A 23,433-nucleotide genomic window follows, 5' to 3' on the forward strand; every position below is an offset into this window, starting at 1 on the left:
TCAGGAATGATCGTGTTCGACTACGGGAACGGCGGCGTCGGCGACGAGCGCGAGCGCAGCCTCCATGTGCTCGCGCCACCGGCGCAGCAACCGTTCGGCGGTGGCGCGCGTGTGCACGGTGTCGCTGTAACGGCACTCGAATGCGAGTTCGCCGTCGCCCGCGACGCAGACGAGGTTCAGCAGGTGCGAACGTTGGTCGGTCGCCGCGCGGTCCGCGCCCACCGCCTCGGGCGCGGCGGAGAACCACGCGGAAGGGCGCGCGGCGGCCGCCGAGACGAAATCGACGCTGACCTGCGGCTGCACGCAGCGCCGCCACGCGTCGGCATCGACGCCGGCGGGCGGCGGCACGTCCGCGCCGCCCAGCGCCGCCGGCGGCAGCGCGGCGAGCGCCGCCTCCCACGCGCGCAGCGCGGCGACGCCCGGCGCGCCGGCGTGCTGCGGCAACAGCAGCGGCACGTCGCAGACGAAGCAGCCGAGCGCGCGCTCGACCGCCGGCCCGTCGTCGAGCCAGTCGCGGCCGTGCCGGCCGAGATCGGCGACCACCGCGCCGCCCGCCCACTCGGTCAGCGCGCGCGCGGCCGCCGCGATGGCGACGGTGGCGGCTTTCACGCGCAGGCGCTGCGGCACGACGGTGAGCATCCGTCGCGCCGCGTCGCCCGTCAGCCGGTCGCGCACGACCTGCTGGCTGGCCTCCGCGTTGTCGCCGGGTGCCGCGTGCCGATCCCGCGGCAGCGCGACGTTGGCCGCCATCGACGCGAAGTACGCGGCGGCAATGCGCGCGTCCAGCGCACGCAGATAGGCCGGGTACGCGAGCGTCGGCGCGGCCAGTGCCGGCGTCCGGCCGTTCGCATGCGCCGCATATGCGTGGGCCAGGTCGTCCAGCAGCACCGCCCAGCCATGGCTGTCCGCCACCAGCCCGTGCACGACGAGCAGCAGCCGGTCGCCGGCCGCGCCGCACCGGTAGTGCGCGATCCACACCAGCGGCCCGTGCGCGAGATCGAAGCCCTGCTGCAGCGTCGCGCCGTGCGCGGCGATGAAGCGGGCCGCGTCGTCCGCCGTGCCGAGGTCGTGGCTGCTGAAGCAGCGCTGCACGGCGTCCGCGTCCGCCGGCGCGATGCGGCCCGCCAGCGCGTGGGCATCGAATACGCAGCGCAGCCCCGGGTGCGCGTCGAGCAGCGAGCGGAACGCGGCCCGCAGCGCGTCGGCGTCGAGCGGCTGTGCCGCCTGAACGAGCAGCGAGCGGTTCCAGTGGTGCGCGTGCGGGCGCTGCAACACGCGCCGCTGATACGGCGTCAACGGGAACCCGGACGCGTCGTCCGCCTCCGGCCGCACCGCCAGCGGTCGCAGGCAATCGGCCAGATCCGCGAGGGTCGAGGTCGAGAAGAAGTCCTGAGGATCGACCGTCCAGCCCGCCCGGTTCAGTTGCGCGACGGCGCGCAACACCAGGATGGAGTCGCCGCCGAGCCCGAAGTAGTTGTCGTCCCGGCCGATCCGGTCCAGCCGCAGCACGTCGCGCAGCACCGCCAGCAGCGCGCGCAGCGGCGGCGCTTCGTCGCCGTCCGCGGCTTCGTCGGGCAGCACCGCCGTCGACACCCACTGGCGGTCGATCTTGTCACCGGACGTCTTGGGCAGCGACGGCACGATGGCCAGCGCATGCGGCACCAGGTGCGCCGGCGCCACGCGGCGCAACGCACGCAGCCGCGCGCGCGCCGCATCGCGTGGCGTGGCCGGCGCATCCGACGCGTCGGGACCCACGACGATGAACGCCTCCACGCGCAGCGCCGGCGCATCGGGCCCGCTCGACAGCCGCACCGCCGCCTCGCGCACGCCGTCCTGGTCGAGCAGCAGCGCCTCCACCTCGGCCAGGTCGACGCGAATCCCGCGCACCTTGATCTGGCGATCGCTGCGGCCGAGGTAGACCAGCGCGCCGTCCGCGTCGCGACGCACGAGGTCGCCGGTGCGATACATGCGCGCGCCCGGCTGGCCGGCGAACGGATCGGGCAGGAAGGCGGCGGCCGTCTGCCCGGGCCGGCCCGGATAGCCGCTCGCGAGCGCACTGCCGCCCAGGTAGAGCTCGCCGCGGCACAGCGGCGGCACCGGTTGCAGGTGCGCGTCGAGCACATAGGCGGTGGTGCCCGGCAGCGGCGCGCCGATCGGCACGTCGCGTTCGTCCGGGCGCGCGGCGGCCGGCACGTCGTGCACGACGGACGTGATCACGCTTTCCGTCAGCCCGTACGCGTTCATCAGCGCCACGCGGCCGCCCGTCACGGCGCGCCATGCCTGCACCGCCGCGAGCGGCACCGTCTCGCTGCCCGTCACGACCAGGCGCAGCCGCGCCGGCAGCGCGGCCTCGCCGAGCCGGATCGCACGCACCCATTCGCGCCAGAACGACGCGGGCAGGTTGAGCACGGTCGCGCGCCCCGCATCGAGCAGGTCGCTGAACGCACCGAGCGTCGGCCATGCCGCGCGATCGAGCAACAGCAGGCAGGCGCCGGCGGACAGCGTCGTGAAAATCTCCTCGATCGACACGTCGAACACGAGCGACGAGAACTGCACGACGCGATCGTCGGCGGTCATCCGATACGCGGCGCACAGCGCCTGGATCTTGTGCGCGACGGCCCGATGACTGACGTCGACGCCCTTCGGCACGCCGGTCGAACCGGACGTGAACAGCGTATAGGCGGCCTGCTGCGGATCGATGCACGCGGGCAGCGCGCCGGCGGGCGCGTCGCCCAGCGCGGCGAACGCGATCGCCGCGCATCCGGGCCATGCCGGCGCCGGCGCCGTGGCGTCGTGCACGAGCAGCACCGGCGCCGCCTGCGACAGGATCGCGTGCTGACGTGCGGCCGGCGCGGCGGGATCGAGCGGCAGGTAGGTCGCCCCGGCGCGCAGCACGCCGAGCAGCGCCACCAGTGCGTCGAGCCCCGTCGGCAAGCACAGCGCGACGCGGTCGCCGGTGCGCACGCCGTGCGCGAGCAGCGCGCCCGCGACCCGGTCCACCCGGGCCCGCAGCGCCCCGTAGCTGAGCGTCTCGTGCGCGGTGGCGACCGCGGGCGCGGCGTTGCCGGCCGTCAGCGTGCCCGACAGCAGCGACACGAGGTCGGACGCCGCCCGCGCAGGCGCGCCGGCGGTGCCGGACGCCGCCTGCCATGCCTGCCGCTGCGCGGCCGACAGCACGCCCGCGTCGCCCAGCGGCGCATCGTCCGGCAGCGTCAGCAGCAGGTCCAGCGCCGCGTGGAACTGTTCGACCACCTCGTCCGCCTCGCCTCGCTCCAGCACGCCGTCGCGTGTCAGCAGCACGCCGCCGTAGCCTGCGCCGTCGCGATGCAGGTTCATCGTCAGGTCGTATTCGGTTTCCGTTTCCGGCGTGTCCTCGAACGCGACGTCCAGCGCACCGATCCGCACATGGCGAACCGGCGCCTCCTGCATCGAGAACACCACCTGGAACAGCGGCGTCAGCGACGCGTCGCGCGGGCCGGCGAAACGCTCGACCAGCTTTTCGAACGGATAGTCCTGATGCGCGTGCGCGGCCATCACGCAGTCGCGCACCCGTTCGATCCATGCGCGCGTGCTGCTGGCCGCCGGGAACGCCACGCGCAATGCGAGCAGGTTGACGAAAAAGCCGACGAGCTCTTCGGTGCGGCTCGACGCGCGGTTGGCGACCGGCGAGCCGACCACCAGGTCGCGCTGCCCCGTGCGCCGCGACAGCATCAGCAGGAACGCGGACAGGAACACGACGTACGGCGTCGTCCGCAAGCGCCGCGCCAGCGCGTCGACCTGTGCGGCGCGCCCGGCGTCCACCGCGACGCGGCCGCTGTGCGCGAGGCGCCCGGGCGTGCGCGCGCGGCGTCGGTCGCCGCCGAGGTCGAGCACCGGCGCGCCGTCCAGGTGCGCCCAGAACGCCTCGTGCGCCGCGTCGTGCCCGGCGGCGAACCGCGCCGCCTGCTCCTCGCTGTAGTCCGCGTAGTCCCACGCGGGCGGCGCGGCCTCCGGCGCGCGCCCCTGGCTCGCCGCGCCGTACAGCGACGCGAGATCCTGCGCGATCAGCCGGAACGACCAGCCATCGACGACGATGTGATGGAACGACATCAACAGGCACGCTCGGCGCGGCCCGAGTTCGAGTAGCCGCGCGCGGAACAGCGGCGGCCGCGCGAGATCGAACGGCTCCGCCCGCAGCGCGTCGCGATGCTGCGCGATGAACGCGCGCAGCGCGTCGTCCGTGTCGTCCGTGTCGCCGGTGTACGCATGGATCGACAGCGCGACCGCCGCGTCGGCGTGCACGTGCTGCTCGCCGCCGCCGTCCGGCCCCTCGTGGAACGACGTACGCAGCACCGGATGGCGCGCGACCAGCCCGTCGAGCGCCGCGTGCAGCGCGGCGCGGTCGACGTCGCCGTGCAGATGTAGGCATTGCGGCAGGTGGAAGACCGAACCGCCCATGCCGAGCCGTTCGAGCGTCCACAGCCGGCGCTGCTGGAACGACATCGGCGCGCGGCGCGGCCCGGCGGCCGGCCGGCCAGCCGGCGTCGTTGCCGCCCGCTCGGCGGGCTGCGCGGGTGCCGCCTGCATGCGAATCGCGCAGGCCAGCCCGTCGATCGTCGGCGCACTGAAGAACGCCTCGAGCGTCAGCTCCGCATTCAGTCGCTCGTGAATCCGCGCGAGCACGCGCCCGGCCAGCAGCGAATCGCCGCCCAGCGCGAAGAAGTCGTCGGTCGGCGTGATCCGCTCATGGCCGAGGCATTCCGTCCAGATGCGCGTCAGCGCATGCCGCACGTCGTCGGTTTCGACCGCTGCGGCGCGCGGGGTGTCGACCGCAACCGGTGCAGCAACCGGTGCAACGGCCGGCGCCTGCGGCTGCGCGCGCTCGATGGGGCCGCCCTGCTGGGCCGGCAGCCAGTGGCGCGTGCGCTCGAACGGATAGCCCGGCAACGGCAGCCGCTTGCGGCGCTCGCCCGCGTACGCGTCGCGGCGCGTCAGCCGCGCGCCCTTCGCCCACAGCCGGCCGTAGCCGGCGAGCAAGGTCGCCATCGTGCGCGGCGCGCGCTCCGTGAAGCTTGCCAGCACCGCGTCGGCCGGCGCGCAGCGATGCGCGCGCACCAGCGCCGCCAGCACGTCGCGCGGGCCGATCTCGACCCACAGCGCGTCGCCCAGCGCCGCCAGCGTCCGCACACCCGCCGAAAAACGCACGGTGCCGAGCACGTGCGCGGCCCAGTACGCGGGATCGGTGGCGCGCTGCGCATCCAGCAGCGTGCCGTCGAGGTTGGAGATCATCGGGATGCGCGGCGCGCGCAGCGTCATCGTCGCGGCATGCGCGTGCACGCGCGCGGCCGCGTCGGCCATCATCGGCGAATGGAACGCATGCGACGACGCGAGCGGCGCATGCGCGACCCCCGCGTCGTGCAGGTGCGCCGCGAACGCGTCAACCGCGTCCACCGGGCCGGACACCACGCACTGCAGCGGCCCGTTGACCGCCGCGACGGCGAGCGTCGGCGGCAGCTGCGCGGCCAGTTCGTCCTCCGCGATCGATACCGACAGCATCGCGCCGGCCGGCTGCGCCTGCATCGCCGCCGCGCGCGCCGCCACGAGGCCGACCGCGTCGTCGAGCGAGAACACGCCCGCGCAGCACGCGGCGACCAGTTCGCCGAGGCTGTGGCCGATCAGGTAGTCCGGCGTCACCCCCAGCGCCGCCCACGCCTGATACAGCGCGTACTCGTACGCGAACAGCAGCGGCTGGACCAGCGCCGTATCGGTGGTGCTCGCGTCGCCCAGCAGGTACGGTTCGAGCGCCAGCCCGGCCGCCCCCGCGAACCGCCCGCACACGTCGTCGAGCGCGGCGCGGAACACCGGGTGCTCGCGATGCAGGTCGCGCGCCATCCCGGCGGCCTGCGCGCCCTGCCCGGTGAACAGGAAAATCACCGGGCGCGCGGGCGGCGCGTCGCCGGTGGCCGGCCACCCGCCCGCGGCCAGCGCGTCGAGCGCCGTGTCGCGCGACTCGGCGACCACGAACGCACGGCACGCGTGGTCCTGTCGGGCGGCCTGCAGCGTATGCGCGACGTCGGCCAGCGCCCATTCAGGGTGGCGGCGCCACGCGGCGGCTAGGCGGTCCGCCGCGCGCCGCAGCCCGTCCGGCGTGGCGGCGGACAGCCGCAGGCAATGCGCGGCGGCGGCCGTCGGCGCATCCGCCTCGGGCGGCGCGGCTTCCAGGATCACGTGCGCATTGGTCCCGCCGATGCCGAACGAGCTGACGGCCGCGCGGCGCGGCGTGCCGCCGTCCGGCCAGTCGGCCGCTTCCGCCGTGAGGCGGAAGGCCGCGTCGTCGAGTTCGAGCAGCGGGTTGGGCGTGTCGAAGTGCAGCGTGCCCGGCACCGTGCCGCGTTCGAGCGCGAGCGCCGCCTTGATCACGCCCGCGAGCCCCGCCGCGCTGTCCAGGTGCCCGACGCTCGTCTTGACCGCGCCGAGCAGGCGCGGGGCGCGGGCCGGGTGCTGGCCGTAGGTCGCCTTCAGCGCGGCCATTTCGATCGGATCGCCGAGCAGCGTGCCGGTGCCGTGCGTCTCGACATAGCCGACCGATGCGGCGTCCACGCCCGCATCCGCCAGCGCGGCGCGGATCACCCGTGCCTGGCCCGCAGGGCTCGGCGCGGTGTAGCCGGCCTTGTCGTGGCCGTCGTTGTTGATCGCGGAGCCCTTGACGACCGCATACACGTGATCGCCGTCGCGGCGCGCACGATCGAGCCGCTTCAGCACCACCGCACCCGCGCCGCTGCCCTCGACGGTGCCGCTCGCGGCCGCGTCGAACGCGCGGCAATAGCCGTCCGCGGAAAAGATCCCGCCGGTGCGGTGCAGGTAGCCCGGCACGCCGTCGACGCCGATCGACGCCGCGCCCGCGAGCGCGAGTTCGCAGTCGCCCTGCGCGACCGCGCGCGCGGCCATGTGCAGCGCGACCAGCGACGTCGAGCATGCGGTGTTCAGCGTGACCGCGGGGCCGGTGAGGTTCAGCCGGTAGGCGATCTGCGTCGCGGGCTGGTTCAGCACGTTGATCTGGTACAAGCCGAGCGCGTCGACCGCGTCGCGGTTGCCGAGCACGTGGTTCGCGAGGTACTGGCTCGCGCCCACGCCGACGTAGACGCCCACGTCGCGCGCGAGCCCGGGCCCGGCATAACCGGCGTCCTCGAGCGCGCGGTAGCTTTCCTCCATCAGCTTGCGCTGCTGCGGATCCATGATCTCGGCTTCGCGCGGCGTATAGCCGAAGAACGCGGCGTCGAAACAGTCCGGATCACGAATCAACCCGCGCGCGGCGACGAAGCGCGGATTGCCGAGCAGGTCGTCCGGCACGCCGAGCGCGCGCAGCCGCGCGTCGTCGAGCCGGGTGATGCCGTCCTCGCCCGCGAGCAGCATGCGCCAGAACTGCTCGACGTCGTCCGCGCCCGACACGGCCGCGCTCATCCCGATGATCGCGACGTCGCGGCTGTCGACGGGCGATGCGCTCGCGGCTGCGGCCGCGCCGTCGGCATCCGCATCGGCCGACGACGCGCCGGACGCGGACAGCCAGCCGGCCAGCGCGCGAATCGTCGTGTAGCGGAACAGGTGATCGATGTCGACATCGCGGCCGAATTCGCGACGCAGCCGCGCCTGGCACTGGATCAACGCGAGCGAGTGGCCGCCGGCGTCGAAGAAGTTGGTGTCCGGATCGATCTCGGCGAGGCCGAGCACGTCGCGCCAGATCGCCGCGACCGCGCCCTCGGCATCGCCGGGCGTGCGGGGTGCGGGGCCGGCGGAATCGGTGGCGCCCGCCGCGTCGAGCGGCCAGTCGGCCAGCCGGAGACGATCGATCTTGCCGCTGCCGGTCATCGGCATCGCGTCGAGCACGACGATCCGGTCGGGCACCATGTACGGCGGCAGCGCCTGTTGCGCATGCGCCTTCAGCGCGCCGTCCGGCAGCGCGCCCGCCGCCTGCACGAACGCGCAGAGCACGGCGCCCGCGCTCCCCGAACGCGCGAGCACCGCGACCTTGGCGACCCCCGGATGGCGGCCCAGTACCGATTCGACTTCGCCCGTCTCGATGCGGAAGCCGCGCACCTTGACCTGCTGATCGTCGCGGCCCACGAATTCGAGGTCGCCGTGCCGATCGAAGCGGGCCAGGTCGCCGGTGCGATACAGCACGCGATCCGCATCGCCGGTCGCGTACGGATTCGGCACGAAGCGCTCCGCGCTCAGCTCGGGCCGGTTCAGGTAGCCCGACGCCAGCGCGCGCCCGGACAGGTAAAGCTCGCCGGTCACGCCGATCGGCAGCCGTGCGAGATCGGGCGCGAGGATATGCGTGCCGACGTCGCCCACCGCGCGGCCGATCAACACGGGGCCGCTCGCGCAGCGCCATACGGTTGCGTAGATGCTGGCCTCGGTCGGGCCGTAGGCGTTGAACAGCGGCGCATGCGGCAGCACGCGCGCCGCCAGCTCGACGGTCGCCGGCAGCAGCGGCTCGCCGGCGGCGAACACCGCGCGCAGCGGGCTCGCCGCGCCGGCGTCGAGCGACTGCAGGAACAGGTGCAGCATCGACGGCACGAAATTGACTACCGTCACGCGATGCTGCTCGATCGCGCGCTGCAGGTAGCGCGGATCGTACTGGCCGTCCGGCCGCGCAATCACGATCGCCGCGCCCTTCATCAACGGCCACAGCATTTCGGTGAGCGAAACGTCGAACGATTGCGCGGTCTTCCACAGCACGCGGTCGCCCGCGGCCAGCGGATACGTGCGGGCGAGCGCGTCGAACAGCGCGAGTATGCCCTCCTGGCGGCACAGCACGCCCTTCGGCGTCCCGGTCGAGCCGGACGTATAAAGGATATAGGCCGGGTCGCCGGGGCTGACGCGCGGCGCGGCGGCCAACGCGGCCGGGCCCGCTTCCGCCAGCGCCGCCTGCTCGACGAAGCGCGCGCCGCACGCGCGCAGGCAGGCGGGCGCGGCGGCATCGCCGACGATCGCCGCCGGACGCGCGTCATCCACCATGAAGCGATGGCGCGCTTCCGGCAACGCGGGATCGAGCGGCAGATACACGGCGCCGATCCGGAACAGCGCGAGCACGGTCCGCAGCGTCGCCGCCGTGCGGCCCGCGCACACCGCCACGACGTCGCCCTGCCGCACGCCCAGCGCGACGAGCGCAGCGGCGTGCCGGTCGCACTGCTCGAGCAGCGCCGCATAGGTCGTTTCGCCCGCGTCGTCGATCAGCGCGACGGCGTCCGGCGCGGCGGCCGCGCACGCGGCGAGGCGCTCGCCGACGCTCGCGCCGGCCGGCCGCCCCGGCTTCGGCGCCGCCCAGTCGTCGAGCCGCGCGAGCGTGGCAGGCAGCAACCACGCTGCGGCGGGTGCGCCGGCAAGCCGCCGCAGCGCTTCGTGCTGCGCGTGCGCGATGTCTTCCGCGTCGGCGCGCCGCAGGCTGTCGGCCCGGTAGCCGACGATGCAACGCAGCCGCTGGTCGCTCGCGGAGACGGAAAAATCGACCTGCACCGGAAAGCTGTTGACCGCATGGCCGTCGCGGCCCGCGAGCATCCGCACGTCCGCGTCGTCCAGCTCGCGCAGCACGTGGAAGCTCGTGAAATTGAACAGCACCTCACCCAGCTCGATCCCGCCGTTGTCCTGCCGGATCTGCTGCGACGGATAGAAGCGGTGCCGGAAAATGCCCGACTCGATCTCGAACACCTGCCGCACCTGCGCGACGGGCGATGCCGCGCCGTCGAGCGCCGCGCGCACCGGCACCGAATTCAGGAACAGCCCGACCGCACGCGCCGCATGCTCGGTCTCGGGCCGCACGTGCGTCACCATCGACGTCAGCACGTCGCCCCGCCCGCTCAGCGCCTGCAGCGCGCGCAGGTGGGCAGCGAGCAGCACGCTCTTGAGCGGCACGTTCGCGTCGCGCGCGAGCGCGCGCAGCGCCGCCTCCAGCTCGGCGGAGACCTCGACCTCCAGGTAATCCACCCGTTCGTCCGCCGCGTCGCCTGGCAGCGGCGCGCGGCGCAGCGACAGCGCCTGCGCGCCGTCGAGCTGGCCGCGCCAGAAATCGCGCTGGGCCGGATCGGCGAGCGCGGCCTGTTCCAGTTCGATGAAATCCCGGTAACCGGCCTGCACCGGCTCGTCGTCCCGCGGATTCCGCGGGCCCGTCAGGCCCGCCGTGTAGAGCCGGATGAATTCGGCGGTCAGCGCGGCCTCGCTCCAGCCGTCGAGTATCGCGTGATGGAAGCTCCACACCAGCTTGAAGCGCTGCGCCGCCAGCTTGAACACGAAGCAGCGAAACAGCGGCGCGGCGGCGATGTCGAACGCGGCGAACCGCTCGCCGTCCATGAACGCGGTGATCCGGGCGGCCTGCGCCGCCGCGTCGAGCGCGGTCAGGTCGGTGACCGTCAGCGGAATGCGCGCCGTGTCGAACACGAGCTGCAGCGGCACGCTGAACCCCTCCATCCGCAGCGCGGTGCGCAACGCCGGATGGCGGGCCGACAGCCGGTCGAGCGCATGGGCAAGGCACGCTTCGTCGTACGCATACGCGAGCTCGTAGCCGATCACGTCGTGGTACACGCTCGAACGCGCGTGGCGCAGGCCGTGATAGAGCATCCCCAGTTGCAGGCGGCTGAGCGGATACGCGTCGACGACGCCGGCCGGCAGCCGCGCGCGGTCCGCTTCGCTCGTCAGCGGCGCCCGGGCCACGGCGGCCTCGGCCGGCGCAACTGCAACGGCGCCCGCCCCCGCGCCGCGCTGGCGCTCGATGTGCTCGCCCAGCGTCCGCACGCTCTGGTGGACGAACAGGTCCTGGATCTCGAATTCGAGCCCGTGGCGCTGCGCCTGCGCCTTCAGCCGGATCGCCAGCAGCGAATCGCCGCCGAGATCGAAGAAGCCGTCGTCGAGGCCGAACCCGCTGCGGCCGAGCACGTCTTCCCACAGCGTGCGCAGCACGCGCTGCGTGTCCGTCAGCGTCTCGGGCGCCGCGTCGACGGGCGCTTCGGCCGGCGTGAGCCGCGCGAGCGCGGCCCGGTCCACCTTGCCGTTCGCCGTCAGCGGAATGTGCGGCACCGCGTGGAAGCGCGCCGGCACCAGATGATCCGGCAGCGACGCCCGCAGCTGCGCGCGCAGGCCGGCTTCGTCCGGCACGTCCGCGCCCGTGCCCGGGCTTGCGGTCCAGTACGCGACGAGCTGCTTGTCGCCCTGCGGCGTCGCATCGACCGTCACGACGGCGGCTTGCACGCCGCGGCACGCGGCCAGCGCCGCCTCGATTTCCGCCGGCTCGATCCGGTAGCCGCGCAGCTTCACCTGCCGGTCGCGCCGGCCGAGGTAATGCAGCGCGCCGTCATGCGCCCAGTAGCCGACGTCGCCGCTGCGGTACATGCGGGCGCCCGGCTCGCCGCCATGCGGATCGGGCACGAACGCGGCCGCGGTCAGGTCCGGCCGGTTCGCGTAGCCGTGCGCGACGCCGGGCCCCGCGATGTAGAGGTCACCCGCCGCGCCGGCCGGCAGCGGATTCAGGTCGTCGTCGAGCACATACACCGACGTGCCCTGGATCGGCATGCCGATCGGCACCGTGCGCCCGGCCGCCAGCGCGCCGCGCACCGGGTACGCGGTGGCGAAGGTCGTGGTCTCGGTCGGCCCGTAGCCGTTGACCACCTGGCCGTGTTCCAGCAGCGCGCGGGCGCGCGCCACGTGCGGCAGCGACAGCACGTCGCCGCCGCAGACGAGGTAGCGCAGCTGCCGCAGCGCGTCCGGCGCGTGATCGACCATCGCCGCGAACAGGCCGCTCGTCAGCCACAGAATCGTCACGCCCGCGTCGACCAGCAACGGCCCGAGCTGGTCGAGCGACGCGTCGCGCCCGACCGGCACGACGAGCGACGCGCCGTTCAGGAGCGCGGTCCAGATCTCGAACGTCGACGCGTCGAATGCCGTCGGCGCGAACTGGAGGAACACGTCGTCCGGCGTCACGTCGAGATAGGCCGGCCGGTAGGCGAGCCGCAGGATCGCCTGTTGCGGCACGATGACGCCCTTCGGACGATCGGTGGTGCCCGACGTGTACATCAGGTACGCCGGCATCTGCGCCGGCAGCCCGCTCGCGACGAACGCGCCGTCGCGCGCGGCGATCTCGTCGTCGTGGTCCTCGAGGACGATCAGGTTCAGATAGCCGTCGCGCAGCGCATCGGTGCGCGCCACCACGTCCTCGCGCGTGACGATCACGCTCGCCTGGCTGTCGTCGATCAGGAATCGCAGCCGCTCCGCCGGATAGCGGCTGTCGAGCGGCACATACGCGCAGCCCGCGTTGAGCACCGCCAGCATCGCGACGATCAGCTCCGCGCCCGGCTCGAGGCACAGGCCGACGGTCGAGCCCGGCGACACGCCGAGATCGCGCAAGTGATCCGCCAGCCGGTTCGCGCGGATGTTCAGTGCGTGGTAGTCGAGCGTCGCGTCGCCGTGGCGGATCGCCGTGCGGCCCGGATGCTGCCGCGCGAGCGCGTCGATCACCGCGCCGATCGAGTCGGGCAGCGGCTGGCCGAGCGGCCGGCTCTGCCAGCCGCGCAGCGCGTCGAGCGTGGCCGCGTCGCCGCGCGCGAGCGTGCCGAACGGCGCGTCCGGCTGCGCGGTCAGCGCGTCGAGGTACTGCGCGTAGGTGCGCGACAGCCGCTCGATATCGGCGGCCTCGAACAGATCGGTGCGGAACACCGTGCAGCAGCGCACGCCGTCGGACGTCAGCTCGGCGAACAGCGTCAGGTCGAACTGCGCGTAGCGGTACAGGTCGTCGCGCACCGTCATCGCCGGCATCCCGGCCGGCGTCGCCGGCTCGGCGGCGCCGGGCACCGCGCCTTTCGTGTCCTGCAGCACGAAGTTGACCTGGAACAGCGGGCTGCGCGCGGCATCGCGCGCGACGCCGACCTGCTCGACCACCTGGTCGAACGACACCGCCTGATGCCGCAGCGCGTCGGCGACGGTGTCGCGCTCGCGCTCGACCAGCGCGGCGAACGTGGCGCAGCCTTGCCGCGCGGTGCGCAACGCGAGCAGGTTCGCGAAGAAGCCGACGATGCGCTCGCTGCCCGGATGCACGCGGTTCGACGCGGTCGTGCCGATGCAGAAGTCGTCCTGGCCGGCGTAGTCGCCGAGCAGGCACCGCCATGCGGCCAGCATCACGGTGAACAGCGTGCCGCCCTGCCGGCGCGCCAGCGCCTCGGCCCGCGCGCGCACGGCGGCGGGAATCGTGAAGAACACCAGTTCGCCGTCGTGCGCGCGCCGCGGCGGGCGCGGCAGCGCGAACGGCAATTCGAGCGTCGTCGCGCCGGCCAGCCGGCCCTGCCAGTAGGCGAGGCTCGGCGCGCTGTCCGCGGCGCCGCGCGCCTGCTGCCACAGCGCATAGTCCGCATAGTGCGGCTCGTCGTCGGCCGGCGGCTCGAGCTCGCGGCCCGCCAGCCGCGCCGCGTAGGCGCGCCACCAGTCGGCCAGCATCAGTTCCAGCGACCACCCGTCGACGATCAGGTGATGGGCGGTCAGCACGAGAATCTGCCGGGCGTCGCCGACACGATGCAGCGACACGCGCAGCAGCGGCCCGTGCGCCAGGTCGAACGGCTGCGCGATTTCGGCGGTGATCGCGCGGGCGATGTCCGCGTCGGTCGCGCCCGCCGCATGATGATGGACGGGCAGCGCCGGATCGAGCTCGGGGTGCACACGCTGGTACAAGCCGCCGTCGCGCGCGTCGAACGTCGTGCGCAGCGCCTCGTGCCGCGCGACCACGTCGCACAGCGCCGCCCGCAACGCCGCTTCGTCGAGCGTGCCCGCGATCTCCAGCACGTGCGGCACGTGGAAATGGCCAGCGCCGCCGCTGATCGCCATCTGCACCCACATCCGCACCTGTTCCGCCGACGCGGGCAGGTCCGCCGGCCGCGCCTGGCGGGTAATCGCGTCGCGGCTGCCCGCGCCACGCTGCCTGCCGAACGCTTCGAGCAATTGGCGACGCTTGTTTTCGGTGGAATCGTTATGCGACATCAAACCAGCTCTCCCGACGATGAAAACAGTGTGAGTAGTTCGTCCATGTCGTCCGGCGCGAGGCGATCGAGCAGCGCGTCGAGGCGGTCCTCCCGCTGGGCCTTCTGGCCGAGCGCGACCAGCACCTGGGCGCTGAACCGGTCGAGCTGCGGTGCGCCGAACAGCAGCGGCGGCGACAGCAGCAGCCCGTAGCGCCCATTCAGACGCGCGATCAGCTGGATCGCCTGCACGGAGCTGCCGCCGAGCATGAAGAAGTGATCGTCCGGCCCGATGTCGGCGACGTCGAGCACGGCCGACCACTCGGCGGCGACCTCGGCCTGGAACGGTGTCTTGGCGCGCACCTCGGCGCCGCGCGCGCGCGTCTCGAGCGCCGCGTCGGCGAGCTGGGCCAGGCGCTTGCGGTCGATCTTGCCGGCCGGCAGCAGCGCGATGCGCTCCACCACGTCGATGCGCGCCGGACGCATCGATTCGGGCAGCCGCGCGGCCAGCTCCGTGTGCAGCGCGTCCACCGGCCAGCTGTCCCACCCCGCGGCCGGCTCGACGAACGCATGCAGCAGCCGCACGCGCCCGTGCACCCGCACCGGCACCACCGCGCACTGCGCGATGCCCGGCAGCGCCAGCAGGCACGCCTCGATCTCGCGCAGTTCGATCCGGTTGCCGTTGAGCTTGACCTGCTCGTCGCGCCGGCCGAGGTAATGCAGTTCACCGTGCTCGCCGAACATCGCGATGTCGCCGGTGCGGTACATGCGCGCGCCCGCACGGCCCGCGTACGGATCGGGCACGAAGCTCGCCGCGGTGAGATCCGGGCGGCCGACATACCCTTGCGCGAGCCCCGCGCCGCCGATGTACAGCTCGCCCGCGCGGCCGGGCGCGCAGGGCTCGAGGCCCGCGTCCAGCACGTACAGCGACACGTTGTCGATCGGCCGGCCGATCGGCACGCCGGCGCGCGCGTGGGCCTCGCCCGGCGCGCAATGCCACACGCTCACGTCGATCGCCGCCTCGGTCGGCCCGTACAGGTTGGCGAGCCGCACGCCCGGCAGCAGCCGGTGGAAGCGCTCGGCCTGCTCGGCGAGCAGCGCCTCGCCGCTGCAGACGACCAGCGCGAGATCCGGGAAGCGCTGCCCGGGCACCGCGTCCAGGAACGCGTTCAGCATCGACGGCACGAAGTGCGCGACCGCGATGCGCGCGTGGCGCAGCAGCGCCGCCAGCCCGGCCGGGTCCTTGTGCAGCTCCGGCGGCGCGATCACCAGCGCATGCCCGCTCTGCAGCGTCCACAGGAATTCCCAGACCGACACGTCGAAAAAGTACGGCGTCTTCTGCAGCACGCGCACCGGCGCGGCGTCGGCGAGCAGCGAGCCGTGCCAGTCGAGCCGGTTGACCAGCGCGCGATGCGTGTTGGCGACGCCCTTCGGCGCGCCGGTGGAGCCGGACGTGTAGATCACGTAAGCGATCCCGTCCGGGTGCAGGCGCCGCGCCGGCAGCGGCTCGGCGGCGAGCCACGCCGCCCGGTCGTCCAGCGCCTGCCGCGCGGCCGGCCCGGCAGGCAGGCGCGCCAGCAGGTGCCGCTGCGTGAGCAGCAGCGCGAGCCCGGCATCGTCGACGATGCGCCGCAGCCGCTCCGGCGGCGCGGCGGGATCGAGCGGCACGTAGGCCGCGCCCGCGCGCAGCACCGCGACGATCGCCAGCACCATTTCCGTCGAGCGCTCGCAGCACAGCCCGACGAGGGCCCCCGGCGTCACGCCGCGCGCCGCGAGAAAACCCGCAAGCCGGGCCGACAGCGCATCCAGTTCGCGATAGGTCAGCTGCTCCGCGCCGAACTGGACGGCCGGCGCATCCGGCGTCGCGGCGCACTGCGCGGCGAAGCGGGCCGGCCAGTCCGTCGCGTCGAGCGGGCGCGCGGGCCCGTGCCAGTAACACGCGAGCCGCGCGCGCTGCTCCGGCGCCAGCAGGTCGACCGCGAGCGCGGGCTGCGCATCGTCGTCCAGGTACGCGCGCAGCAGCCGGCCGAAGGACGCGGCGAACTCGCCGATCCGCGCCGCCGGCACGCGGCCCGTGTCGTATTCGAGATTCACGTGCAGGCCGTCGGGCGTCAGCTGATACGCGAAGTTCAGGTCGAACGGCCGCTCGGCGGCGACCGCCGGCAGCAATTCCGCTTGCACGCCGTGGAAGGCGAGCGGGGCGTCCTGCACGAAGAACGCTTCCGTCACGCCGACGTTGAAGACGGGCGCATCGGCCAGCGAGCGCGTGCGCCGCAGCGCCGTGACGAGGTCGGTCAGCGACAGCTGCTGATGGCACTTGGCCTCCGCACGCTGGGCGGTGGTGCGCGCGACGATGTCGATGAACGTGTCGCCCTGCCGCAGCGAAAAGATCATCGGCAGGTTGTTCACGAAGCATCCGCTCGCATCGCGAAAACCCGGCGAGCGCATGTTGACGGGATAGGTCACGACCAGCTCGCGCACGTCCTGCCAGCGGGCCAGCGCGATCGCGAACAGGCTCGACAGCACGAGAAACGGCGTCGAGCGGCTCGCGCGGGCACGCGCGCGCAGCCGGCGCGTGATGTCCGCGTCGAAGCGCAGCCGGTGGATGCGCCCCTCGCCCGGAGCGGCCGATGCCGCTGCCGATGCCGATGCCGCTGCCGCCGCCTCGAACTCGAGCCCGAGCGGCGCGTGCGCCAGCGCGCCGAGCCAATAGGCGAGGTCGTCGTCGTAGCGCGGCGACGCGCGGTACGCGGCTTCGAACGCGAGCTGCTCGCCGAGACCGCGCAACGTGCGGGCGGGCGCCGGGCCCACGCCGAGCGCGTGGTTGTACAGCGCCGTCAGCTGCTGGTTGATGTACACCGCCGAAAACGCATCGGAGATGATGTGCGGAAAGCTGAGCACGAGCCGGTGCACGTCGGTCTCCTCGCGCAACAGCGCGAAGCGAAACAGCGGCGCGTCGTCGAGCGCGAACACGTGCGCCGCGCGCGCGGCGATCCATGCGTCGGCCTCGGCGGCGTCCAGCGCCGGCGCCGCCCGCGCGTCGCGGTAGTCGAGCGCGACCGTCATGCGGTCGTGCACGTCCCGCACCACGCCGGCATCGCCCATCCGGAACGTGCTGCGGCATCCTTCGTCATGCTCGTGGACGAACGCATCCAGCGCGCGCCGCAGCGCGTCGCGATCCAGCGGACCCGACAGGCGGTAGACGAGCGCGGTCGTGTAGGCCGACGAGTGCGGATTGAGCTGCCACTCGAGCCAGAAGCGGTACTGATAGGCTGAAAGCGAAGTGGTACGCATGGTAGCCCCTGTCTGGATGCATGAAGGACGTGAAGGACACGAAGGACGGCGCGGCGGGTCGCGCCCGGCGCGCCGCGCGTCAACGGACCGCGTGGCCCGCGACGTCCGGTGCCGCGAAGTGTTCGGCGATGCAGTGGCGCAGCCGCGGCCCGAACACGGCGGCGATGTCGTCGGCCGAGTACGGCGCGATGGCGTCGTCGATGCCGAGCGTGCGATCCACCTCCTGCTGGAGCCGTGTGAAGATCCGCTGCGCGGCGCGCTCGTCGTGCAGGTACGTATTGAGCGCGTCCGCCGTCGCCCGCGCCGCCGCCGCGTCGAGCCCGTGCGCCGCGAACGCGTCGGCCGACCATGCGCCAGCGTCGCGCGGCGCATCGCGCATCGCGTCGATCTCCGCCAGCAGCGCCGGCCCGTGCGCGCCGAGCGTGGCCACGCATATCCGGTCCGCCGCGGCGACGAGCTGGTTCAGCCCGGCCGTCATCTGGCGCAGCACCGTCCCCGCCGGCCATTGCCGCGCACGCGCGATCTCGGCCTCGTCGCCCTGCAGCAGCATCGCCAGATCCTCGCGGGCGATTTCGTGCGCGAGCGGGCTCGTGTGTTCGGTGGACCAGTCCTCGAAGCGCGCCAGCGCGTCGCGGAACGCGTGCGTGCGCGCGTGCCCGGGCACCGCGTCGAGCGCGACGATCAGCGCGCGCAACTGCTGCGCCGCGCGCACCGCGAACAGGTATTTTTCGGCTTCGAGCTTCAGGAACGCCGCCGCGTAGCGGTAGAAGCCCGGCTCGGCCGCGCTCGCTTCGGCGCCCGCCAGCGGCGCCGGCTCGATCATCGCGCGATAGGCCTGCTCGACCATCGTCTGCGGCCCCGCGCACACCGAGTTGCGGCCGACGAGCAGGCCCGCCGCCTCGGCGACCAGGTAATACGCGTCGCTGGCGAGACACGGCGCGGCCGGATCGCCGCCCGACGCCATCCGCTTGATCAGCGAGATATGCACGATCCGGTGCATGCCGAGCGAGATCCGGTAGATGATCGACGGCACGACCGGAATGGCATCCGGGTCGGCCGGCTGCTCGCGCCGGCGGATCAGGTACGCGGGCAGCAGCTGGCACAGCTTGCTGATGAACCACAGGTCGAGCATCGACACCGCGCCGTCGTGGCCGCGCAGGCGGCAATACCCGTCGCGCAGCGTCGAGATGGTCGGCAGCACCAGGTGCCAGTGGTTCGCGAACTGCCGCAGCGACGAGATGTTCATCGGCAGCGCGTGATGAAACCGGCTGCCCTCGTACTCGCAGCGCGCGGCTTCGATCTCGATGCCGTCGCGCGCGTCGGCCGGCGCGATCTCCTCGCCGAGCGGGCGAAAGAAGCTGTCGCGATACGCGACCATCGAGCCCAGCATCGAGCGCCAGTAGAACTCCGGTTTGTCGAGCGCGCGCGGCCCGTGATAGCCGGTCGCGTACAGCGCATCGATGACGGTGAAATCAAACTCGTTCTGCATCATGGCTTCCTGGAGAGACACGGCCGCCGGCGCGGCGGCCCGATAGAACGAACGGCGTGGCGCCGGCGCGTCAGCGCGGCATCGACATCGGCTTGCCGGCCGTGCCAGCCGCGCGGCCCCACCGGCGCGCGAGCGCCTGCCACAGGCTCGCGAGCTCGACCCGGCAGAAGGTCCGCACGGCGCGGGGCGACCACCACCAGTAATTCACGTTGATCGAATCGCTCAGCGATTCCACGTAGTGCCACCAGCCGGGCGGCAGGTACAGCACCTCGCCCGCCTCCAGCACGAAGTCGTGGCGCGGCGCCGACTGCACGCGCGGAAACCGCACCGGGTCTGGATCGCTCATGTCCACCGGGCTGAAGATCACCGGCAGGTCGCGGCGCTGCCGGTAATACACGTTGGCGGACTGCCCGGGCGCGAACAGCACCCAGCGCTTGCGGCCGTACACCTGCACGTTCAGGTTCTCGTGCCGGTCGAAATGCATCGGCGACGAGATCCCGGCGGGGCCGAGCCAGAAGCCCGGCCGCAACACCAGCCTGCGCCGCAGCCAGTGCGGCATCCAGCCGGGAAAGCCGTGCTGCTCGTGCAGCGGCGCGATGTCGTCCTTCAACGCCGGCGCCGTCGAATAGATCGCCGCGTAGGTGATGTACGCCGTGCGGGCGCTGCCCTGCGCCTGCATCGCCCGGATCGTTGCGCCCAGGCGTGCGGTCTCGTAGCGGCGCGCGCCCAGGTACAGGTCCGGCTGCGTCGGCGTCGGCGACAGCTGCGAGGTCTCCACCGTGATCTCGTGCTCGCCGTAGCGCTCGACGAAGAAATCCGGCGTCCAGCGCGTGCGCGCGGGCCAGGCTTCGATGAAGCCTTCCAGCACGGCCGGATGCTTCAGTCCGGCCAGAACGTCGCGCATGCTGCGGCTGCCGTCATAGCGAATCCGCGGCATCGGCACAATCTTGCTGCCAGTCATCGTGGGGCTCCTGTCGACGGGAAGAAAATCAGGACACCTGCCAGTCGCCGTGGTGACGCAGCACGTCTCCGGGCAGCCAGCGAATCACGCGGGTGGCGCCGCCGAGTGCGCCGATGCGCGCGTCGATCTGGTCAAGCGTGTCGGCTTCCGCAGGCTCGCCGTTGATCCAGCCGATGTCGCCGATCTCGGTGGCGATGCCGCAGAACCCGTTCGCATACGGCGCGAACGCGCGCGCGCCGGCGCGTGCGCAGAGCTCGCCGATGCCGTCCGGGCCGAGCGTGATGGACGGGCCGTCGCCCGCCTCCGCGATGCGCGGCAGGCGTTGCAGCTCGGTCATCGGCAGCACCATCCAGAACGTGAACAGGCCCTGCCAGAACGGCGCCTTGCGCAGTTCGCGGCAGCAGCTCAGGACCAGGTCGGGCCGGCCGCGACGGGCGACCGACTGGTCGATCACGTCCATCACCGAGCCCTTCGCATCCTCGCCGCTGTCGACAAGCAGGATCACCGAGAACTGCGGCGTCGTGACCCGGTAGCAATTGCCCCAGTTGCGCACGTCGTGCGGCGGCACGGCCGCGCCGATGGTCGGCTGCTCGCCGTAGAACGGCAGGATGTCGATCTCGATGTCGCCGATCCGCACCGTCTCGCCCCAGCCGGGCGCGAGCACCGTCTGCCCGACGTCACGCAGCGACTGCTGCATGTCGTCCTGCGCCAGCAGCGATGCGACCGGGATGCGCGGCACGATGACGGGCACCGAACCGTCGCCGCCGTGCCGCAGGATCGTCGGGACATGCCAGTGGTCGAGATGGCCATGCGTGACGAGCATGCCGTCGATCCGCAGGCCCAGGTTGGACGGCGCGCGATCGAGATCGGGCAGGCCGACGTTGCCACCGATCGCGAGGCTGATCGGGTCGGTCAACAGGCGGGTGGTGTCGGAGGCGATCAGCAGCGACGCGTGTTCGAGCCGCTGGATGCCCGGGCCGTCGAACGCCGGCCACGCCAGCGCCGCGTCGCCCTCGGGCCGTTCGCAGCCGAGCAGGCGGGGATCGGCGTACAGCGCGGACAGCGGCTGCCAGTGGTTGCGCTGCAGCGCGTCGCGCAGCGCGTTCGCGAGTTGCGGCACGTCGCCGGCGGCAGTGTCGAGCACGATCGGCTCGCCGTGCCGCGGCGCGAGCGCGAGCGTCCAGCGGTCGCGCTGCTGATGCAGATCGTAGAGCAGCGCGCGGCTCGCGATGCAGCCGCCGGCCGCCACCGAATCCGGATCGAACAGCTCCTCCAGGAACGGATAGCGCGCAATCGCGTCGCGCAACAGCGCGGCGCAGGCGGCCGGCTCGAATTTCGCTGCCATGAATTGCTGCATGAGCGCGTCCTGCTGCTCGATCAGCCGGCCCAGGTCATGCGCGCGCGAAGCCAGAATGCCTGTATTGAGGAAGACCCCCAGGCGATCATCGACAGACATGGTGTGTTTACCCTCGGATTCTCTCGGCGAAACGCTGCATGCGCCCACGCCCCGTCACCGGGCCGCGAGAGGCTGCATCGCTCCTTTATCTTTTATTGCGCCGTGCGTGGCGCGACGCATCGACCGTCAGGCCGACAGCGCGACCCGGACGCTCAATGGCCGCATGTCGGTCCAGTTGGCGTTGATCCATTCGAGACAGGCGTCCCGGGTTCCCGACGGGCCCGCCGCCCGCCAGCCGTCCGGCACGAGCTTGTCGTCCGGCCAGATCGCGTATTGTTCCTCGTGATTGACGACCACCTTGAAAATGGTGTCGTGGTTCGGCATTTCGGCTTCCATGTCTCTCTCGTTTCAATAATCGATCAAGCGTGTCACACGCATAACATGATTCGATATTTCTATAAAAACAGCATGCCCAGCCATGCCAGGCAACGATGCAAGCACTTTGAAATCGAAGCGAGCAGACTTTACCATAAGCCATCCGAAAACAATTACATTTCTATTGAATAAAAACAAAGTAAATCATAAGCGGCGCCGGCCAATAATCCCGCCCATTGTTTATAAATATGTGAATTGATGACAAACAATCTGCCCTTTCGATTAAATCGATAATCGGCTTAATTGTTTGAATATTTTGTATGGTGCGTTTTTAAAGCGGAGTCCCGACGCATGGCCTTGCTACCCAGTACCCTCACCATCCCGCGCGAGCGCCCGACGGCCCGGCACCGGCTGCTGGTGTTCCATCACGCGTGCGGCGCGGCGGCCAATTACTACCGGTGGGCGGCGTCCTTCCCGGACGATATCGAGGTCTGGCTGATCGAACTGCCCGGTCGCGGCAAAAGCCTGGGCACGCGTGCGATCGATACGTTATCCGAACTGATCGACTTCCTGCGGGCCCTCCGGCCGCTGCTGCCGCGCGACTACGCGGTGTTCGGCCACAGCATGGGGGCGCTGATCGCGTACTGTTTCGCGCGCGACATGGCGCAACTGGGGCATCCGCCCGTCTGGCTCGGTGCGTCCGGCACGGACGCGCCGTTCTACCCGCATCGCCACGTGCCGCTTGATGGCGCGCCGGTGCACCGGCGCAACGACGCGGACATCGTCGACTATGTCGTGTCGCTCGGCGGCACGCCGCGCGAAGTGGCCGAGCACGACGCGCTCCGGGCAATGCTGCTGAAGCTGGCCAAGGCGGATTTCCGCGTGATCGAGGCGTGCTTCCCGCTGCCGTCCGCAACGGCGCTGCCCTGCCCCGTCACGGTCTTCTCGGGCCGCGACGACACGTTGCTGAGCCCCGCCGGGCAGCGCGACTGGTTGCGCGCATCACGGCACACGGTCACCTTCCGCGCGTTCGACGGCGGGCACTTCTATCTGTTGGAAAACCCCGCCGTCGTTCAGCACGCGATCGGCGAGGCGCTGGCCGATGCGGTGCGATGCGACACCGCCGAGGCGTCGGCCGGCCCGTGCCGCTGACGTCGACGCGTGCGGTGATGCCGGCAGTCGCGCTGGCGCCCGGGCGGTCACGCGCCACGACGCATGCATCACGCGGCGCCGTCTTGCCCCTTCGGGAACACGCCGCGGCTCATCGCGTCGAGCTGCCGGCCGATCTCCGCGCGTAATTCGGCGGAGATCTCGAGGCTGTCGAGCAGTTTCGAAATCCACAGCCCGTCGGCGGCGAGCCGGCAGATCATCAGCGTCGCGGCCTGCTCGAGCGGCACGGGGTCCGGCCGCGTCCATTCCCGCATCGGCACCGACCAGCGCGCGCGCGTGTCCTGATCGGTAATCATCGACGCGACCAGCACGCGCAGCACGTCGGTGCTCGCGACCGAATGCGACTCGTCGAGCACCGCGTGCATGTAGGCCCGCGCCACCGCGCCGGCGCCTTCGGCATCCGCCGCCACCCGCGCGGCCATCTGCGCGGCGAACCGCTCGGTCGCCTGGCCGAACAGCGCATCCAGCAGCCCCTGCTTGTTCGCGAAGTGATACTGCAGCGCGCCTTTCGTCACGCCGGCCCGCTCGGCCACCGCATCGAGCGTCAACGCGGCCACGCCGTGATGTGTCGCGATTTCCGATGCAGCCGCCAGCAGCTGCGCACGCACCTGATCCGGCGCTTTTTTACGACGCACGCCGGCGGTGGGGACGGCCGGCGCCGCTGCGGCTTCAGGCGCCCGCGCACCGGCCGTTCCAGCCGGTTCGACGGGCGCGGACGCATCGTGCGGCGCGGGTTCGAGGTGTTTTTTCATGGTGCGGATGGTAGCACCCGGCGTCT

Annotated in this window: 8 protein-coding genes; 1 reads left to right on the top strand and 7 read right to left on the bottom strand. The window is 72.3% G+C overall.

The genetic code is table 11. The features are described 5' to 3' along the window. The 6 genes from CFB43_RS36535 to CFB43_RS36560 form a co-directional block, all read right to left on the bottom strand. The gene (locus tag CFB43_RS36535) at window positions 1-13,992 is read right to left on the bottom strand and encodes a hybrid non-ribosomal peptide synthetase/type I polyketide synthase (protein ID WP_089498901.1); all 13,992 of its coding nucleotides are present in this window, start codon (window positions 13,990-13,992) and stop codon (window positions 1-3) included. Next, window positions 13,992-17,264: a non-ribosomal peptide synthetase gene (locus CFB43_RS36540; RefSeq protein ID WP_089498902.1), complete on the bottom strand. Its 3,273-nt coding sequence runs from the start codon at window positions 17,262-17,264 to the stop codon at window positions 13,992-13,994. The genes CFB43_RS36535 and CFB43_RS36540 overlap by 1 nt, the downstream gene beginning before the upstream one ends. Window positions 17,265-17,343: 79 nt before the next feature. Then, the gene (locus CFB43_RS36545; protein ID WP_089498903.1) at window positions 17,344-18,753 is read right to left on the bottom strand and encodes a hypothetical protein; all 1,410 of its coding nucleotides are present in this window, start codon (window positions 18,751-18,753) and stop codon (window positions 17,344-17,346) included. Window positions 18,754-18,823: 70 nt separating this feature from the next. Continuing rightward, a complete protein-coding gene (locus CFB43_RS36550; RefSeq protein WP_089476359.1) occupies window positions 18,824-19,714 on the bottom strand; it encodes a cupin-like domain-containing protein in 891 nt (296 codons plus the stop codon). Window positions 19,715-19,742: 28 nt separating this feature from the next. Further along, complete coding sequence (locus CFB43_RS36555) at window positions 19,743-21,170, bottom strand: MBL fold metallo-hydrolase (protein WP_089498904.1); 1,428 nt, start codon at window positions 21,168-21,170, stop codon at window positions 19,743-19,745. A 126-nt stretch (window positions 21,171-21,296) separates the two neighbouring features. Continuing rightward, window positions 21,297-21,506: an MbtH family protein gene (locus CFB43_RS36560; protein WP_089476361.1), complete on the bottom strand. Its 210-nt coding sequence runs from the start codon at window positions 21,504-21,506 to the stop codon at window positions 21,297-21,299. Between the two features lie 330 nt (window positions 21,507-21,836). On the opposite strand from CFB43_RS36560, the gene CFB43_RS36565 reads away from it, so the two are divergent. Next, window positions 21,837-22,637 (top strand): thioesterase II family protein, encoded by an 801-nt coding sequence (locus CFB43_RS36565; RefSeq protein WP_089498905.1) that lies wholly within the window; start codon window positions 21,837-21,839, stop codon window positions 22,635-22,637. A gap of 68 nt (window positions 22,638-22,705) precedes the next feature. On the opposite strand, the gene CFB43_RS36570 is transcribed toward CFB43_RS36565, so the two are convergent. Further along, entirely contained in the window at window positions 22,706-23,407 is a 702-nt protein-coding gene (locus CFB43_RS36570; protein ID WP_089498906.1) for a TetR/AcrR family transcriptional regulator, read from the bottom strand. Window positions 23,408-23,433: the final 26 nt, after the last annotated feature.

The organism is Burkholderia sp. AU15512, from assembly GCF_002223325.1.
Lineage (GTDB): Bacteria > Pseudomonadota > Gammaproteobacteria > Burkholderiales > Burkholderiaceae > Burkholderia.

Coding starts and splice junctions, on each gene's coding strand:
- CFB43_RS36535 (WP_089498901.1), bottom strand. CDS start 13,992: ATGTCGCATAACGATTCCACCGAAAACAAGCGTCGCCAATTGCTCGAA.
- CFB43_RS36570 (WP_089498906.1), bottom strand. CDS start 23,407: ATGAAAAAACACCTCGAACCCGCGCCGCACGATGCGTCCGCGCCCGTC.
- CFB43_RS36565 (WP_089498905.1), top strand. CDS start 21,837: ATGGCCTTGCTACCCAGTACCCTCACCATCCCGCGCGAGCGCCCGACG.
- CFB43_RS36555 (WP_089498904.1), bottom strand. CDS start 21,170: ATGTCTGTCGATGATCGCCTGGGGGTCTTCCTCAATACAGGCATTCTG.
- CFB43_RS36540 (WP_089498902.1), bottom strand. CDS start 17,264: ATGCGTACCACTTCGCTTTCAGCCTATCAGTACCGCTTCTGGCTCGAG.
- CFB43_RS36560 (WP_089476361.1), bottom strand. CDS start 21,506: ATGGAAGCCGAAATGCCGAACCACGACACCATTTTCAAGGTGGTCGTC.
- CFB43_RS36550 (WP_089476359.1), bottom strand. CDS start 19,714: ATGACTGGCAGCAAGATTGTGCCGATGCCGCGGATTCGCTATGACGGC.
- CFB43_RS36545 (WP_089498903.1), bottom strand. CDS start 18,753: ATGCAGAACGAGTTTGATTTCACCGTCATCGATGCGCTGTACGCGACC.